This window comes from Ancylobacter sp. (genome assembly GCF_965279025.1).
Classification (GTDB): Bacteria; Pseudomonadota; Alphaproteobacteria; order Rhizobiales; family Xanthobacteraceae; genus Ancylobacter.
Map to the genome: position 1 here is coordinate 2,703,246 of NZ_OZ257132.1, position 16,754 is coordinate 2,719,999.

General features: G+C 69.6%; 15 protein-coding genes. 2 read left to right on the forward strand and 13 right to left on the reverse strand.

Annotated elements, in window-relative coordinates; translation table 11 throughout:
- Positions 1-18 precede the first annotated feature (18 nt).
- Positions 19-684, reverse strand: coding sequence for a helix-turn-helix domain-containing protein (locus tag ACQY76_RS12410; protein ID WP_428029046.1), 666 nt, complete (start codon positions 682-684; stop codon positions 19-21).
- Between the two features lie 186 nt (positions 685-870).
- Between ACQY76_RS12410 and sthA the strand changes: the two genes are divergently transcribed.
- Positions 871-2,265 carry a Si-specific NAD(P)(+) transhydrogenase gene (gene sthA, locus ACQY76_RS12415; protein WP_428029047.1) on the forward strand — a complete coding sequence of 465 codons (1,395 nt, stop codon included), beginning with the start codon at positions 871-873 and terminating at the stop codon, positions 2,263-2,265.
- A 180-nt stretch (positions 2,266-2,445) separates the two neighbouring features.
- On the opposite strand, the gene ACQY76_RS12420 is transcribed toward sthA, so the two are convergent.
- From ACQY76_RS12420 to ACQY76_RS12455, 8 genes are all read right to left on the reverse strand, one after another.
- Entirely contained in the window at positions 2,446-2,832 is a 387-nt protein-coding gene (locus ACQY76_RS12420; protein WP_428029048.1) for a type II toxin-antitoxin system death-on-curing family toxin, read from the reverse strand.
- Positions 2,829-3,038 carry a hypothetical protein gene (locus tag ACQY76_RS12425; protein WP_428029049.1) on the reverse strand — a complete coding sequence of 70 codons (210 nt, stop codon included), beginning with the start codon at positions 3,036-3,038 and terminating at the stop codon, positions 2,829-2,831. Before ACQY76_RS12425 ends, ACQY76_RS12420 begins: the two co-directional genes overlap by 4 nt.
- A gap of 49 nt (positions 3,039-3,087) precedes the next feature.
- A complete protein-coding gene (folD, locus tag ACQY76_RS12430; protein ID WP_428029050.1) occupies positions 3,088-3,957 on the reverse strand; it encodes a bifunctional methylenetetrahydrofolate dehydrogenase/methenyltetrahydrofolate cyclohydrolase FolD in 870 nt (289 codons plus the stop codon).
- A gap of 197 nt (positions 3,958-4,154) precedes the next feature.
- Positions 4,155-5,024, reverse strand: a complete 870-nt coding sequence (gene purU / locus ACQY76_RS12435; protein WP_428029051.1) for a formyltetrahydrofolate deformylase — start codon at positions 5,022-5,024, stop codon at positions 4,155-4,157.
- Between the two features lie 90 nt (positions 5,025-5,114).
- Positions 5,115-5,750 carry a sarcosine oxidase subunit gamma gene (locus tag ACQY76_RS12440; protein ID WP_428029052.1) on the reverse strand — a complete coding sequence of 212 codons (636 nt, stop codon included), beginning with the start codon at positions 5,748-5,750 and terminating at the stop codon, positions 5,115-5,117.
- Positions 5,743-8,715 (reverse strand): sarcosine oxidase subunit alpha family protein, encoded by a 2,973-nt coding sequence (locus tag ACQY76_RS12445; protein ID WP_428029053.1) that lies wholly within the window; start codon positions 8,713-8,715, stop codon positions 5,743-5,745. The genes ACQY76_RS12440 and ACQY76_RS12445 overlap by 8 nt, the downstream gene beginning before the upstream one ends.
- A complete protein-coding gene (locus ACQY76_RS12450; protein ID WP_428029054.1) occupies positions 8,712-8,993 on the reverse strand; it encodes a sarcosine oxidase subunit delta in 282 nt (93 codons plus the stop codon). The genes ACQY76_RS12445 and ACQY76_RS12450 overlap by 4 nt, the downstream gene beginning before the upstream one ends.
- 208 nt (positions 8,994-9,201) lie before the next feature.
- Complete coding sequence (locus tag ACQY76_RS12455) at positions 9,202-10,452, reverse strand: sarcosine oxidase subunit beta family protein (RefSeq protein WP_428029055.1); 1,251 nt, start codon at positions 10,450-10,452, stop codon at positions 9,202-9,204.
- A 392-nt stretch (positions 10,453-10,844) separates the two neighbouring features.
- Here ACQY76_RS12455 and ACQY76_RS12460 point away from each other — a divergent pair, with 392 nt between their 5' ends.
- On the forward strand, positions 10,845-11,816 hold the full coding sequence (locus ACQY76_RS12460; protein WP_428029056.1) for a LysR family transcriptional regulator: 972 nt from the start codon (positions 10,845-10,847) through the stop codon (positions 11,814-11,816).
- Between the two features lie 266 nt (positions 11,817-12,082).
- Here ACQY76_RS12460 and ACQY76_RS12465 read toward each other — a convergent pair whose 3' ends face one another.
- From ACQY76_RS12465 to ACQY76_RS12480, 4 genes are all read right to left on the reverse strand, one after another.
- On the reverse strand, positions 12,083-13,297 hold the full coding sequence (locus ACQY76_RS12465; RefSeq protein ID WP_428029057.1) for a beta-ketoacyl-[acyl-carrier-protein] synthase family protein: 1,215 nt from the start codon (positions 13,295-13,297) through the stop codon (positions 12,083-12,085).
- On the reverse strand, positions 13,297-13,566 hold the full coding sequence (locus ACQY76_RS12470; protein WP_428029058.1) for an acyl carrier protein: 270 nt from the start codon (positions 13,564-13,566) through the stop codon (positions 13,297-13,299). The genes ACQY76_RS12465 and ACQY76_RS12470 overlap by 1 nt, the downstream gene beginning before the upstream one ends.
- 166 nt (positions 13,567-13,732) lie before the next feature.
- Entirely contained in the window at positions 13,733-15,181 is a 1,449-nt protein-coding gene (locus ACQY76_RS12475) for a GH1 family beta-glucosidase (protein ID WP_428029059.1), read from the reverse strand.
- 28 nt (positions 15,182-15,209) lie between these two features.
- Positions 15,210-16,547: a GntP family permease gene (locus ACQY76_RS12480; RefSeq protein WP_428029060.1), complete on the reverse strand. Its 1,338-nt coding sequence runs from the start codon at positions 16,545-16,547 to the stop codon at positions 15,210-15,212.
- Positions 16,548-16,754 lie beyond the last annotated feature (207 nt).

The following is a 16,754-nucleotide window of genomic DNA, read 5'->3' on the forward strand; positions in this document are numbered from 1 at the left end:
CGTCGGTGAAGAGTGCCGTCAGCGATCCGTCTCGCGCGGGTAGATGATGATCGAGAGATAGCTCATCGGCCGCACCAGCAACTCCTCCGGCCCATGCGTGGCGGCGCTGTCGAACAGCAGCGAATCGCCCGGCCGCAGGTGATAGGTGCGGTCGCCATGGCGGTAGATCACCTCGCCGGAGATCATGTGGATGAACTCCACCCCGGCATGGCGGAAGCCGGTATAGGGCACGGCCTCCTCGCTGAGCGTGATGAGGTAGGGCTCCACCGCCACCTCGCCGCCCACCGCATGGCCGAGCAGCTCATACAGGTGCCCCACCTTGGTACCCCGCCGCTCGATGCGGACCCCGCCGCCGGCCGGCACATAGGAGCAGTCGCGCTTCTCCTCGAAGGTGGTGAACAGGGTGGAGATCGGCACGTTGAGCACGCTGGCGATCGCCTGCAGGGTGCTGAGCGAGGGCGAGATCAGCCCGTTCTCGATCTTCGACAGCATGCCCACCGAAATGCCGGCCGCGCTGGCGAGATCGGAGACCGTGAGGTCGAGATCGTGGCGGATGGCCCGCACATGCTGGCCCAGCGCCTGTTCCAGCGTGCGCTCGCGCACCAGCGGCGCGCCCGAGCCGGTGGTCAGATCATCGGCCGGCTCTTCCGCCGCCCCGCTCGCCTTGCGCCGTCCACCATTCATCAATCACGCCCCTTCGCTTCCCCTGCGATGGGACGCTTTCTGCCGGCAAAAGGAAAGCCCCGCCAGTCTCCGGCCAATCGCCCACGGCGTCGCGCGCCTTCGCGGCGCTGTCATGGAGCCTTGGCATTCATCGTGCATTGAGGGGAGGTGCCCCTACCTCGTTGCCACAGGACGGATCGTCGCGCCATGTACGATTTCGACATGATTGTCATCGGCAGCGGTCCCTCCGGCCGCCGCGCCGCGGTGCAGTCCGCCAAGATCGGCAAGTCCGTGCTGGTGGTGGAGAAGGGCCGGCGCGTCGGCGGCGTCTCGGTCCACACCGGCACCATCCCGTCGAAAACCCTGCGCGAGACGGTGCTGAACCTCTCCGGCTGGCGCGAGCGCGGCTTCTACGGCCGCTCCTACCGGGTGAAGCAGGATATCGACGCCGGCGATCTAATGTCGCGCCTGCACAAGACGCTCGACCATGAGGTCGACGTGCTGGAGCACCAGTTCGCCCGTAACGGCGTGAAGACGGCGCGCGGCGAGGCCCGCTTCCTTGACCCGCACACGCTGCAGATCACCGGCGAGGCCGGCGAGGTCGACACCGTCACCGGTGCGCATGTGCTGATCGCCGTCGGCACCCGCCCGTTCCGGCCGGACTACGTGCCGTTCAACGGCATGAGCGTGTTCGACAGCGACGAGATCGTCGACCTGCCCAAGCTGCCGCGCAGCCTCGCCGTCATCGGCGCCGGCGTCATCGGCGTCGAATACGCCTCGATCTTCAGCGCGCTGGACGTCTCGGTCACGCTGATCGAGCCGCGCGCCACATTCCTCGACTTCATCGACAAGGAGCTGATCGAGGAATTCGTGCACGAGCTGCGCGACCGCAATGTCGCCCTGCGCTTCGGCGCCGCCGTCACCTCGATCACGCTGGATGCCCGCGAGCGGCCGGTGTGCAAGCTGGCGGACGGGCGCACCGTGCAGTCCGACATGCTGCTCTTCGCCGCCGGGCGGGTGGGAGCGACCGACACGCTCAACCTTGAGGCCGCCGGGCTGACGGTGGATCATCGCGGGCGCATCGGCGTCGAGCCCAGGACGCTGCAGACGTCCGTGCCGCACATCTACGCGGCCGGCGACGTCATCGGCTTCCCCAGCCTCGCCTCCACCTCCATGGAGCAGGGCCGCGTCGCCGCCTGCCACGCCTTCGGGCTGGAGCCGCCGCCGCCACCGGAATTCTTCCCCTATGGCATCTATTCGGTGCCGGAAATGTCCACCGTGGGCATGAGCGAGGAAGAAGTCCGCAAGCGAGAGATCCCGTATGAATGCGGCATCGCCCGATTCCGCGAGACCTCGCGCGGCCACATCATGGGGCTGAACAACGGGATGATGAAGATGATCTTCTCGGTGAAGACCCGCCGCCTGCTCGGCGTCCACATCGTCGGCGAGGGCGCTACCGAGCTGATCCACATCGGCCAGGCGGTGCTGAACCTCAAGGGCACGATCGACTATTTCATCGAGAACACGTTCAATTACCCGACGCTGGCCGAAGCCTACAAGATCGCCGGCCTGGACGCCTGGAACCGCATGACGCGGGTGTGAGGTCCGTTCAAAGCCAAAGAAGGCTCTACGGGCCTGTTTGGAAACTCTTCCGTCGGGGCCATCCTGGAAGGACCGCAGGCCATCTCCGGGGTCGGTTCGGTGTCCTAGTGGAGGGTTCCGGCTCGAAGCCTTCGACTGCGGCCGGGATGACGATCTCTTCAGCGATTTTTCAAACGGGCTCTAGAGGCCCCTCGTGGTCATGGCGGCAAGAAGGTCCTGGGCGGCGAGGGCGCCTGTGAGGACGCCGATGAACATCTCGGCATAGTCGCTGCCGTCATCGTCCATAAGCGCACAGCCGTTAACGGCGTAAAACGCGAGCATCGCCGCCCACGCCGTCCGCTTGTTCCCCTGTCCGAACGGATGGTTTCTGCCAATGGCGATAGCAAGGTCGAGGCCCAGAAGAGCCACATCTTCAACCTGTTCGTAATGCCATTTGTTCTGCGGCACCGCCAACGCGGATTGCAGCAAGCCCTCGTCGCGCAGCAGAAAGGGCTCGCCCGACATCTCCACCAACCGGCGATTCAGGTCGACAGCGAACGCCGACGAAATCCAGCGCGGCTCGCTCACTCGCCCAGCTTCTGCATCACTTTGGGCCACCGCGCCATGACGGCCTCGGCAAAGGCGCGGGCATCGAACGCGCCCGTCTCGTCGGCCGTCACCTTCAGCCCACCGGCATCAAGAGCCGCCTGAACGCGCGCAGCCTCCGAACCGTGCTCCCGGGGAGTGGCGGGCGTCGTTTCAGCGTCGGGGCGCAGGTGGCGGATTGTGCTCATGCCGCAAATATAGTGCCGCCGGGCTACTTTCCCAAACGGATTCGCTCACTCACCCCACCTGCCACCGCGCCGCCGTCAGGGTGTTCTGCAGCAGGCAGGCGATGGTCATCGGGCCGACGCCGCCGGGCACCGGGGTGACGGCGCCGGCGATGCCCTGCGCCTCGTCGAAGGCGACGTCGCCCACCAGCCGGCTCTTGCCGTCGGCGCCCGCCACCCGGTTGATGCCGACATCGATCACCGTGGCGCCCGGCTTGATCCAGTCGCCGCGGATCATCTCCGGCCGGCCGACCGCGCCGACGAGGATGTCGGCGCGCCGGCACACGGCGGGCAGGTCCCGTGTGCGCGAATGGGCGATGGTGACGGTGCAATCCTCGCGCAGCAGCAGCTGCGCCAGCGGCTTGCCGACGATGTTGGAGCGGCCGACCACCACCGCCTCCAGCCCGGCCAGCGAGCCGAGCGTGTCCTTCAGCAGCATCACGCAGCCGAGCGGCGTGCAGGGCACCAGCGCGTCCAGCCCCACCGCGAGCCGGCCGGCATTCACCACATGGAAGCCGTCGACATCCTTGGCCGGGTCGATGGTGGCCAGCACCGCCTGCGCGTCGATGTGCGCGGGAAGCGGAAGCTGCACGAGGATGCCGTGCACGCTGGCGTCGGCGTTCAGCGCCCGCACCAGCGCCAGCACGTCTTCCTGCGACGTTTCCGCCGGCAGCCTGTGCTCGAACGAGGCCATGCCTGCCTCCAGCGTCTGCTTGCCCTTGTTGCGGACATAGACCGCACTGGCGGGGTCCTCGCCCACCAGCACCACGGCGAGGCCCGGCGTCACGCCGGTCGCGTCCACGAAGGCGGCGACCTCGTCCTTGAGGCGGGCGCGCATCGTCTCGGCAAACGCCTTGCCGTCGATCAGGCGGGTCTCGACCATGCTTTCCTCCAGCGCGAATCGCTCTACGGCTTTGTCCTGCGTCCTTCGAGGCCTGGCAAGCCGGTCACCTGAGGATGTCGGCGGGGCCGTCATCGGGGGATGACGAGCCCGCCTACACCGGGATGATGGCGCGTTGAACGACATCGTCATGCTGAGGAGCGGGGAAGCGCCCCGCGTCTCGACGCACGCCTATTCCCTCAGTCGCGGAACACGACGGTCTTGTGCCCGTTCATCAGCACCCGGTCGTCGAGATGCCAGGCCAGCGCCCGGGCGAGCACGCGGCGCTCAATGTCGCGGCCCTTGCGCACGAGGTCCTCGGCGGAATCCTGGTGGCTGATGCGCTCCACGTCCTGCTCGATGATCGGGCCTTCGTCGAGATCGGAGGTCACGTAATGCGCCGTCGCGCCGATCAGCTTCACGCCGCGCGCATGCGCCTGGTGATAGGGCTTGGCGCCCTTGAAGCCGGGCAGGAAGGAGTGGTGGATGTTGATGCAGCGGCCGGAGAGCTTGGCCGACAGCCCGTCGGACAGCACCTGCATGTAGCGCGCCAGCACCGCCACTTCCGCGCCCGACGACTGGAACAGCTCCCACAGCTGGGTTTCCTGCTCCATCTTGGTGGACTTGGTGATGGGCAGGTAATGGAAGGGCAGGTCGGCGAAGTCGAGATGGGCGTAGGTCTCGCGCGGGTAGTTGGCGGCGATGGCGACGATCTCCATCGGAATCTCGCCGATGCGCCAGCGATAGAGCAGGTCGGCGAGGCAATGGTCGAATTTAGAGACCAGCAGCATCACCCGCCGCTTCTGGCTGCGCGGACGCATCCGCCAGTCCAGCGCGAAGCTGCCGGCCACGGCGGCGAAATCGGCCTTCAGCGCGTCCAGCGTGCCCGCGCCGGCGGCGCGGTCGAACATCACCCGCATGAAGAAGCGCCCGCTCTCCGTGTCGTCGAACTGCTGCGCCTCGAGGATATTGCCGCCGTTCTCGAACAGGAACGTGGCCACGGCGGCGACGATGCCCGGCCGGTCGGGACAGGAGAGGGTGAGGACGCAGGGGGCGGTGTTGTCGGTCATGTCGGTCTCGCGGGGCCGGGGCGCGCGAAAGGGCGCCGGGCGGGTTTTAAGGGAGATGAGGGGGCGGGGGAAGCGCGCGGCGCGCCGCCGTCAACCTCGTCCCGCCGCTCCGCTCTCCAGCCGCAGGCCGAATTCGGCCCCGCTCGCGATGAGGAAGCGCGTGAAGCTGGCTTCCAGGCTGCGTGCCACCAGAATGCGCCACGATGCTTCGTTCACCCGCCACAGCGTCGCGCCGATATGGGCGAGAACGGTGGTGGCGGCATCGCCCGGGCGGAAGACGCGCGGGTCGAGGTCGATCAGCGCGCCCTTGGCGAGAAGCGCCGGCACCGCGTCGCCCGCGAGGTCGAAGGTGACATAGGCATCGCTCTGCTCGGTGATGGCGGCTTCCGTGCCGAGTACCGCGCGCAGCGTGCCGGCAAGGTCCGGCTCGGTCTTCGACAGCACCAGGAAGCGGCCGGGCGCCATGCCGACCACGGTGCTGTTGCCCTCGATCGCCGCGTGCGGGCGGTCGGCCAGATCAACGCCGAAGGCGCGCGAGAGCCGGTCCGTCACGCTCGCCGCATGGCCCTGCCGGGCGGCCACGAGGGCGATGAAGGGTTCGTCGGCGGGGGAGACGGTGATGCCGGCGCTGCCGTCCGCTTGGCCCGCCGCGCCATAGGCACCGGCCGGCGGCACGCGGTCGAAGGGGATGCCGGCGAGCGGGTCGTGTGAGGGATGGTCAGCCACGCAGACGCACTCCTTCCGGGTCGATGAAGCCGGGCGCGCAGATTTCTACCTCGATTTCCTCGCCGCGCACCGGGTCATAGGCGCGCACCCGCTCGCCCAGGCGCTCCGGCCCGCGCGTGATGAGGCCGAGGCCGATCCAGTGGCCCAGATGCGGGGAATAGGCGACCGAGGTCATGTAGCCCTGGTCATTGGCGGTTTCCGGTGCAGCGCCGAGATTGAGGAAATGCGCCCCCGCCCGCAGCCGGCGCGAGGCATCCACCGGCTTGAAGCCGACAAAGCTCGGCCGCTCGGGGTCGGTGAGGCCGGGCCGGGCGGCGAGCGTCCGGCCGATATAGTCCTTCTTGGTCGAGGCCATGCGGCCGAAGCCGAGATCGCCGGCCGTGGTCTGGCCGGAAAGCTCGTTGCCGGAGACATGGCCCTTCTCGATGCGCATGACGCCCAGCGCCTCGATGCCATAGGGCGTGATGCCGAAGGCGTCGCCCGCCTGCATCAGCGCCCGGGCGAGGGCCGCGCCTTGGCGGGCCGGCACCGCGATCTCGTAGCCGAGTTCGCCGGAGAAGGAGAGCCGGAACAGCCGCGCCTTCACCCCGCCCATGACGGTGGCCTCGATGGCGCCCATGAAGGGCAGCGCCTCGTTGGACACATCGCCATCCGCCACAAGGGCCAGCACGTCGCGGGCGCGCGGCCCGGCAATGGCGATCTGCGCCCAGTGCTCGGAGATCGAGGCCAGCGCCACGTCGAGCTCCGGCCACAGCACCTGCAGGCAGAATTCGAGATGCTGGTAGACCTTGGCGGCATTGGCCGTGGTGGTGGTCATCACATAATGCTCGGCCGACAGCCGCGCCGTGGTGCCGTCATCCATCACCAGCCCGTCCTCGCGCAGCATCACGCCATAGCGCGCCTTGCCGACGGCGAGCGCCGCGAAGCCGTTGATGTAGACGCGGTCGAGGAAGGCGCCGACGTCGCGGCCCTGCAGGTCGATCTTGCCGAAGGTCGAGACGTCGATCAGCCCGACCGAGGCGCGCACCGCCGTCACCTCGCGCGAGACCGTCTCCAGCCAGTCCTTTTCGCCGGCGCGCGGGAAATACTGCGCCCGCAGCCACGCCCCGGTCTCGATGAACACGGCGCCCTGTTCGCGCGCCCATTCATGGGTCGGGGTCAGGCGCACCGGGCGGAAGTCCTTGCCCCGGTGGTGGCCGGCCAGCGCGCCCATGGAGACCGGCGTGTAGGGCGGGCGGAAGATGGTGGTGCCGGTCTCGGGGATCGAGGCGCCGGTGAGGCTCGCCATGATGGCGAGGCCGGTGACGTTGGAGGTGCGGCCCTGGTCGGTCGCCATGCCCAGCGTGGTGTAGCGCTTGAGCAGCTCGACCGAGCGGAAGCCTTCCTTGTGGGCGATGCCGACATCCTTGGCGGTGACGTCGTTCTGCAGGTCGACGAAGGCGGCGCCCTTGGAATCCGCCACGTGCCAGAACGGCGTCAGGGCGAAGGCCGCGTCCGCCACGACAGGCACGTCCAGCGGCGGCACCGGGAAGCCGAGCGCCTGCGCGGCCTCACGGCCCTTCGCCGCGCCGTCCTTAAGCCCGGCGCCGAGCCCGAACAGGCCATCGGCAGCGCCGGCCACCGTCAGGCCGGGCGGGCAGGTGCCCGGCACGAAGGCGGCGATCGCCTCGTTCCATGCCGGCTTGCCGCCATGGTGGCAGGTGAGATGCAGGGCGGGCGACCAGCCGCCGGAAACCGCCAGCGTGTCGGCGGCGATGCGCTCGGTTCCCGAAGCGGTGGCGACGGTGAGCCCGCGCAGCGTGCGGCCATGGGTGGAGATGACCTGCGCGCCGTTGAGCACGCGGATGCCCTTGGCCTGCGCCGCCGCCACCAGAGCGGGCGCCACCTCGCGCCGCACGTCGATTATGGTCTCGACATTGGCGCCGGCCGCATGGGCCGCCAGCACGCCGTGCCACGCGCCATCATTATTGGCGAAGAGCGCGATGTTCCGGCCCGGCAGCGCCGCGTGGCGGTGCACATAGGTGCCGAGCGCGCCGGCCAGCATCACGCCGGGCCGGTCATTGCCGCCGAACACGATGGGCCGCTCGGTGGCGCCGGCCGCCAGCACGGCGCGGCGCGCCACGATGCGCCAGAGCCGCTGGCGCGGCTGCAACGCGGCGGGAATCGCGAGATGGTCGCTCACCCGCTCCAGCGCGCCATAGGTGCCGCCATCATAGACGCCGAACACGGTGGTGCGGGTCATCACCCGCACATTGGGCAGGCTCGCCAGCTCGTCGGCCACCTCGGCGGCGAAGGCCGGGGCCGGCTGGCGGCCGACATCGCCGGTGGCGGCATTCAGGCTGCCGCCGGGCAGGAAATCCTCGTCGGCGAGGATCACCCGCGCGCCCGAGCGCGCCGCCGCGAGCGCCGCCATCAGCCCGGCCGGGCCGGCGCCGATCACCAGAACGTCGCAGAAGGCGGTGGCCTTCTCGTAATGGTCGGGGTCTTCCTCAAGCGCCGCGCGGCCCAGCCCGGCGGCGCGGCGGATGATCGGCTCATACACCTTCTCCCAGAAGGCGGCCGGCCACATGAAGGTCTTGTAGTAGAAGCCGGCGCCGAGGAAGGGCGAGAGAAAGCGGTTGAGGCCCAGCGCATCGAAGGCCAGCGAGGGCCAGCGGTTCTGGCTGGTGGCGTCCAGCCCGTCATAGAGCTCGGCCACGGTGACGCGGGTGTTGGGCTCGCGCCGCGCGCCGGTGCGCAGTTCCACCAGCGCGTTCGGCTCTTCCGGCCCGGCCGAGAAGATGCCGCGCGGGCGGTGATATTTGAACGAGCGGCCGACCAGCCGCACGCCGTTGGCCAGCAGCGCCGAGGCCAGCGTGTCGCCGGCATAGCCCTGATAGCGGGTGCCGTCGAAGGTGAAGCCGAGCGGGCGCGTGCGGTCGATCAGGCCGCCGGCGTTCAGGCGGTTGAGGTTGGCGCGGCTCATGCGGCGTCTCCGGCAGGCACGTTGCGGCGGGCCGGTTCGGCGCCCGATATCGCATGGGTGCGGGTGTCGCGCGCCACGCGCAGCCACTGGCGGCAGCCATTGGCATGGTACCACCACTCCTCATGCGCGCCGGCCGGGTTGTCGCGCAGATAGACATAGTCGTGGAAGCGCTCGGCCGCGTCGGCCGCCGCCGGGTCCGGCCGCGTCAGCGTCGCGTCGCCGAGATAGGCGAATTCATGGGCGTCGCGTTCGCCGCAATAGGGGCAGGGGATACGCATCAGGCGGCACCTTCCGATAAGGCGGCAGGAAATTGGGCGCTGCGCGGGGTTTTATGCTGGGTCCCGGATCGGCGCTGCGGCTGCGCCTGCGCTTGTCCGGGAAACACGTGTCCCGCCTTGTCCGGGACAAGCTGCGCAACGCGCAGCGCCGATCCGGGACCCAGCAAAGACTCCGCCACCGGCGGCTTCATCTCAACAGCGTGCGCCATCAATGCAGGTTCGGCTGGGCGCCGACTCCCTTTTCATCGATGAGATGGCCGGTGCGGAAACGGTCCAGCCGGAAGGCGCCGGCGGTCTCGTGCGGGGCGCCGGTCGCCAGCAAATGGGCGAAGCACCAGCCCGAGGCCGGCGTCGCCTTGAAGCCGCCATAGCACCAGCCGGCATTGAGATAGAGCCCCGGCACGGGCGTGCGGTCGATGATCGGCGAGCCGTCCATCGACATGTCCATGATGCCGCCCCAGTGGCGCAGCAGCCGCAGCCGGCCGATGCGCGGCATCAGCGCCATGCCGCCCTCGCACACATCCTCGATCACCGGCAGATTGCCGCGCTGGGCGTAGGAATTGTAGCCGTCAATATCGCCGCCAAAGACCAGCCCGCCCTTGTCGGATTGCGAGATGTAGAAATGCCCGGCGCCGAAGGTGATGACGCCGTCGACCATCGGCTTCAGCCCCTCGGAGACGAAGGCCTGCAGCACGTGGCTTTCCATCGGCAGCCGCAGCCCGGCCATGGCGGCGACGCGCGAGGACGAGCCCGCCACCGCCACCGCGACCTTGCCCGCCCGGATGGCGCCGCGCGTGGTCTCGACGCCGACAATGGCGTCGCCCTCGCGCACGAATCCGGTGACCTCGCAATTCTGCACGATATCGACGCCGAGCCGGTCGGCGCCGCGCGCATAGCCCCACACCACGGCGTCGTGGCGGGCGGTGCCGGCGCGGGCCTGCAGCAGGCCGCCCTGGATGGGAAAGCGCCCATTGTCGAAGTCGAGGAACGGGTACATCGCCTTGACGCGCGCCTTGTCCAGCAGCTCGGAATCCACGCCAGCGAGGCGCATGGCATTGCCGCGCCGGGCGTAGGCATCGCGCTGGGCGTCGGAATGGAACAGGTTGAGAATGCCGCGCTGGCTCACCATCGCGTTGTAGTTCAGCTCCTGCTCCAGCCCCTCCCACAGCTTCATGGACCATTCGTAGAACGGCTCATTGCCCGGCAGCAGATAGTTGGAGCGGATGATGGTGGTGTTGCGGCCGGCATTGCCGGAGCCGATCACGCCCTTCTCGATCACCGCGACATTGGTGATGCCGTGCACCTTGGCGAGGTAATAGGCGGTGGCCAGCCCATGCCCGCCGCCGCCGACGATGATCACATCATAGGCGGGCTTGGGCGCCGCGTCGCGCCAGGCGGGCTTCCAGCCGGATTGGCCGGACAAGCCGTTGGCGAGAATGCTGAGGAAGGAATAGCGCATGAGGGCTCGCTCGGGACGTTCACTGCCGGACACCGCTAAAACCTATAGATCAACGCCGATCCGGTGATAATATAAGTTTTGATTATAGGGACGAGCGCCTTTCCCCCCGTGCGGCGTCATGGCCGGGCTTGTCCCGGCCATCCACGCCTTCCGCGCGCGGAGGATACCGTGCGGAAGATACCGTGCGGAAGATACCAAGTCGTGGATGCCCGGCCCGAGGCCGGGCATGACGTTTTACCGGCGGAAGCGGCCCACGTCTCCCGCGCCTCCACCCATCGTCATCCCGAACGGCCGCAGGCCGATCCGGGATCGTCGGCCATTCCAGAGCGATCCCGGCTTTATGCTCGGCTTCGGCCGGGACGACAGCGCTGGGGATGAAAGAGACACCGATCATGCCCCCCGCCGACACGCTTCCCTTCGATCTGCGGGCGCTGGAAATCTTCCTCGCCGTCTGCGATGCCGGCACCATGGCGCAGGCGGCGCGGCGGCTGGGCCTGACGCAGCCGGCGATCTCGCAGGCGGTGGCCGATCTCGAGCGCCGCATCGGCATCGCTTTGTTCGACCGCAGCGCCCGCCCGCTCGGCCTCACCGCCGCCGGCGGCGCGCTGCGCCAGCGGGCCAGCGCGCTGCTCTCGGAAGCGCGGCAGATCGCGCCGCTGCTGCGCGAGGCCGAGCATGCCCGCCTGCCGCTGCTGCGGGCCGGGCTGGTGGATTCGCTCTCGCGCGTGCTGATGGCGCCGCTGGCGCGGGCGCTGGGGGAAAAGGCCGAGCAGGTGTCGCTGCTGTCGGGCCTCACCGCCTCGCATGCCGGGGCGCTGCTCACCCGCCAGCTCGATCTGCTTGTCGGTGCCGATGACCTCGACGAGATCGAGGGGCTGGAGCGCTGGCCGCTGCTGACCGAGCCCTATGTGCTGCTGCTGCCGGCGGCGCTGCCGGCGCCGCATTCGGCAGCCGAGCTGGAGGCGCTGGCCCGTCTTGCGCCGCTGGTGCGCTTTTCCGCCCGTTCCAAGACCGGCATGGAGGTGGAGCGGCATCTGCGCCGGCTGCGGCTCGATCTGCCGCGCCCGCTGGAATTCGACACGCCGCACGGCGTGACCGCCGCCGTGCTGGAGGGGGCGGGCTTCGCCGTCACTACGCCGCTCTGCCTGCTGGAAGCCGGCCTGCCGCTCGACGGCCTCGCCTGCCACGCGCTGCCCGGGCCGGGCCTGACCCGCCACCTCACCCTGATCGCCCGCCGGCAGGAACTCGGCCGCCTGCCCCGCGAGATCGCCGCCTTCTGCCGCGCCCGGCTCGCCGCCCAGCAGCCGTCGCTAGCTACGCTGGTGGGGGAAGCGCTGGCGGGGGAGTTCACGGTGGAGGGGTGAAACGCTGCGTTGCCGGGCAGGGCCTCGTGTCCCGGACGCCTGCAGCGTCAGCGGAAGGCGAGCCGGGACCCAGCGGAAAACTCTTCGGCACCAATGTCTTCGGCGCCGGCAACAGAACGCACGCCCGATCCCCTGAGCCCCGGATCGGCGCCGCGCGAGGCGCGGCTTGTCCGGGGAACGTCTCTGAGGATGGGCGGCGCGGCTTGTCCGGGGACGCCTCTGAGGATGGGGCGGAGGGCGCGGCTTGTCCGGGGAACGGGGTCTACCTACCCCTGGAACCGCTTCACCGCCAGCACGGCGTTCAGCCCGCCAAAGGCGAAGGATGAGGAGATCGCCGCCTCGATCGCCGCCGGGCGCGAGGCATTTGGCACGCAGTCGAGGTCGCAGTCGGGGTCGGCCTCGCGGAAGCCCATGGTCGGGGGCAGGAAGCCCTCGCGCAGGGCCAGAACCGTGGTCACGAAGTCCAGCGCGCCGGAGGCGTTCATGGTGTGGCCATATTGCGATTTCGACGACGACACCGGCAGCCGGGAAAGATGCGCGCCGAACACCTGCCGCAGCGCGGCGGTCTCGGTCTTGTCGTTCAGCACGGTGGCGGTGCCGTGGGCGCTGACATAGCCGATCTGCTCGGGCGCCAGCGCCGCGTCTTCCAGCGCGAAGCGCATCGAGGCGGCAGCGCTCGCCATGTCGGGGGCGGTGATGTCCATGCCGTCGGCGCTCATGCCGAAGCCGACGATCTCGGCATGGATGGTGGCGCCGCGCGCCAGGGCCCGGTCCATGTTCTCCAGCACCACTGCGCCGGCGCCCTCGCCGATGACGAGGCCGGCGCGGTCCTTGGAGAACGGCCGGCACGCCTCGGGGGCGAGCACCCGCAGGGCTTCCCAGCTCTTCAGCATGCCATAGGTGAGCTGCGATTCGCCCCCGCCGCACACCGCGACATCCAGCATGCCGCCCCGCACCATGTGGAAGGCGGTGCCGATGGAATGGGCGGCCGAGGAGCAGGCCGAGGCGATGGAAAAGGCCGGGCCGTGAATGCCGAGATCCATGGTCACATGGCTCACCTGCCCGCTGGGCATGGCGCGCGGCACGGTGAAGGGGTGCGGGCGCGCCGCGCCTTCGGCATAGAGCTTGCGGTAGCTGTCATCGACGGCGTGGAAGCCGACCGAGGCGGCGAAGATGGCGCCGACGCGGTGGCGCGCCGCGCCCTCCAGCGCCGGTCCGGCATCCGCCAGCGCCTGCCGGGCGGCGACCACGGCAAATTGCGAGGTGCGGTCGACCAGCCCGAGCTGGCGCGGCTCGAAATGCTCCTCCGGCACGAAGCCCAGCACCTCGGCGGAGATCTTCGTCTTCATCGCCGAGACGTCGACGCCGCGCGTCTCGCCGATGCCCACCGTGCCGGCGCGCAGGCCGGCGAGATGGGCGGCCACATCAGGGCCCAGCGCCGAAAGCGACCCCAGCCCGGTGACGGCGACGCGCGAACTCATCAGGCCGACTTGGCCTTCTGGGCGGCGAGCAGTTCCGCCACATGATCCACCAGCGTGCCGACGGTCACGTCGGCGCCGCTCAGCGGGCCGTCATTGGGGATCTCGATGCCGAAGCGGCCTTCCAGCTTGAAGATCGTCTCGATCAGGTCGAGCGAGGAGATGCCCAGTTCCGACACCGGCGTCTCCGGGGTCAGCAGGCTCGCATCGACCCCGACCTCGCTGGAGATGAACGCGACGATTTCGGCGACGGCGGGATCGGCTGTCTGCATGCGTGTCTGCTCTGTCTCGTGCGGCGGCCCATGGGCCGGCAGTGGCGTTAGATATCACATAGAAAGGGCACGGAGGCACCCTCCGTCAAATGACCGACATATGTGTCCGGCGCATGTCACTTCTTCGCCCGACCCCCAGCGACGTACCGCTCGGGGCCAGGCGCGCTCACGGCGCCTTGCCGCTCCCGTGCGCCTTCATCAGCTGCGAGAGATAGAGCCCCGATTGCTTCGGCGTGCGCTGCTGGGTGGCGAAGTCCACCCGCACCATGCCGAAGCGACGGCGCTCGCCTTCCGCCCATTCGAAATTGTCGAGCAGCGACCAGGCGTAATAGCCCTTCAGCGCGCAGCCCTGGGCGATCGCCTCGCCCGCCGCCACGAGGTGGGCGCGGAAATATTCGGTGCGCTCGGGGTCCTGCACCACGCCGTCCACCGGGGCGGGGTCCTCGTAGCAGGCGCCGTTTTCGGTGATGAACACCGGCGGGTTGCCATAGTCGTCGCGCAGCCGCGTCAGCACGTCCACCATGCCCTGCGCGCTGATCGGCCAGCCGAGCAGGGTGTGCGGCGTGTCGGCGGGCACCGCGCCCCAGCTTGCCTGTGCGAGGAAGGCGGCAGGATCGTGCTTGATGTAGGACGGGCCGTAATAGTTCACGCCGAGGAAATCGACCGGCGCGTGGATGGTCTCCATGTCGCCGCTCTTGATCAGCGGGGCGAAATCGTCGGCGAACAAGGCGGGGTAGCGGCCATGGAACAGCGGATCGAGGTTGATCGTGTTCCAGCAGGCGTCGAAGCGCGCGGCCGCCGTGATGTCGGCGGCGTCCTGCGAGGACGGAAAGATCGGCTGCAGCGACAGCACCGTGCCGAGCTTGAGATCAGACCGTTCCGCCCGCACCGCCGCAATGCCGGTGCCCTGCGCGAGGTTGAGGTGATGCTGCGCCTTCACATAGCTGTCCCAGCCGGTGAGCCCGGGCGCGTGATTGCCGAAGCCATGGCCGAAGATCGCGTGCACCGAGGGCTCGTTGAGCATTGCCCAGGGCTTCACCCGGTCGCCCAGCCGGCGCACGCTGGCGCGGGCATAATCGGCAAACCAGTCGGCGATGTCACGATTGTGCCAGCCGCCGCGCTCCTGCAGCGCCTGCGGCAAATCCCAATGGTAGAGGCACGCCATCGGCTGGATGCCGCGCGCCAGCAGCGCGTCGACCAGCCGGTCGTAGAAATCCAGCCCCGCCGCGTTCACCGCGCCGGTGCCATCCGGCATCACCCGCGGCCAGGCGATGGAGAAGCGGTAGGCCTGCAGGCCGAGATCGCCCATCAGCGCCACGTCGTCGGCGTAGCGGTTGTAATGGTCGCAGGCGACATCGCCATTGGTGCCGTCGGCGATGCGGCCGGGCGTGTGCGAGAACACGTCCCAGATGGAGGGTTTGCGCCCGCCTTCCGCCACGGCGCCTTCGATCTGGTAGGCGGAGGTGGAGGCGCCCCACAGGAAGTCCGGCGGCAGGCGCGGCGTGCCGGCAGGCGGCAGCGGCGTCAGGGGCGTCTGCGCGCGGGCGGTCACGGGCAAGGCGGGCAGGCTCGCCGCCGCAAGGGCGGAGAGCAGCAGGTCACGGCGTCGGAGCATCGGCGCAGGTCCTCGAAATGCGAAATTCTCAGGCGGTGGCGGCACGGATGGCGACAAGGCAGGCGAGGATCAGCCCGCTTTGCACGAGCACGCCGCCCGACAGCCGCGCCAGCGCCGCCGGCGGGGAGAAGCGCCCGGCCCGCGTCACCAGCCAGAACAATCCGTCATTGATCTGCGGCACGGTCATGGCGCCGGCGCTCACCGCCAGTGCGGCAAGAGCGCGCCCCATGGGGTCGCCGAGGCCGAGCGGGGCGGCCAGTTCCATCATCATGCCGGCCGCCGTGATGGCGGCGACCAGCGAGGAACCCTGCAGCGTCTTGATGATGGCGGCGAGCGCGAAGGGCAGCACCAGCACCAGCGCACCCGAGGCCGGGGCGAGGGGGATGAGATATTCGGCGGTCATTTCCGCCATGCCGACATCCTGCGCCACCTTGGAAAGGCCGCCCGCCGCGCCGAGGATGAGCAGCAGCGGCGCCACCTTGGCCAGCGCCCGGCCGGCCCAGCCGCTCTCGCTCAAGCCCCCCTTCTCCCAGCTCCAGCTCAGCAGCAGCAGCAGGCCGACACCGGTGGCCAGCAGCAGCGCCGGGCTGCCGATGGCCAGGATGAAGTGCCGGTCATTGCCGCCGCCGAACGGCTCGGAGGCGATGTCGCCCAGCGACTGCACGATCAGCATCGCCACCAGAACGAGGCTCACCACGAGCAGCGCCAGCGCCCCGCGCCGGGGCGCCTGCATGGTGGTGCCGCCAATGGTGGTGGTTGTGTCGAGCGCGCTCGGCAGGCCGGAGGCGCTCGCGCGGGCAAACAGTGCGCCGAAGGCGATGGCGAGCAGCGCCACCGGCAGGCCGATCGCCACCGCCAGCCCCCAGTCGGCGCGCAGGATGGTGAGGCTCGCCAGCACCGTCGGCGCCGGGATCAGCAGGCCGTGGCCGGCGGAGAGCGAGAGGCCCAGCGTCAGCGCCGAGCGCGGGCTGTCGCCGCCAATGCCGCGCCGCAGCGGGTTCAGCACCGCAAACGCCGCCGCCGGCGTCGAGCACATGCCGCCGATCAGCCCCAGCACGGCGAGCGGCGCGGTACGCGTGCGCCAGCCGCGCGCCATCTGCTGCAGCCGGGCGGTGGCGCCGGTGCCATCGGCGATTTCCGCCACCAGCGCGCCTGTCACCACGATGAGGCCGAGCGCCGCCAGCGACTGGCCGAAGCCGACGCTGAACGACTTGACCACGAAGCTCAGCGACCAGCCGACGCCGTAATTGAAGGCGAAGGCCGCCAGCACCAGGGCGATGAACGGATGCACCCGCCCGCGCGCGGTGATCAGCGCGAACAGGGCCACGACGGCGACGAGGATGGCGGCGTAGATGAGATAGGACATGGGGAAAGGGTCTGCCGGGGCGGGAGGTTTCACGCTTAGCCTGCCGCGCGCGCCCTGTCACCGTGGCCAGAGGGACAAGTTGCCCCGCCGCCCGCGACGGGGCGCGGTTGCCCTTGCCGCCGGCCGCAGGCAAAGGAGAGGGGGCGCACACTCCCGCCCGCTTCCTCGCCCGATCCCCGCCATTGCCGCCGCCCGCCGGCTTTACTA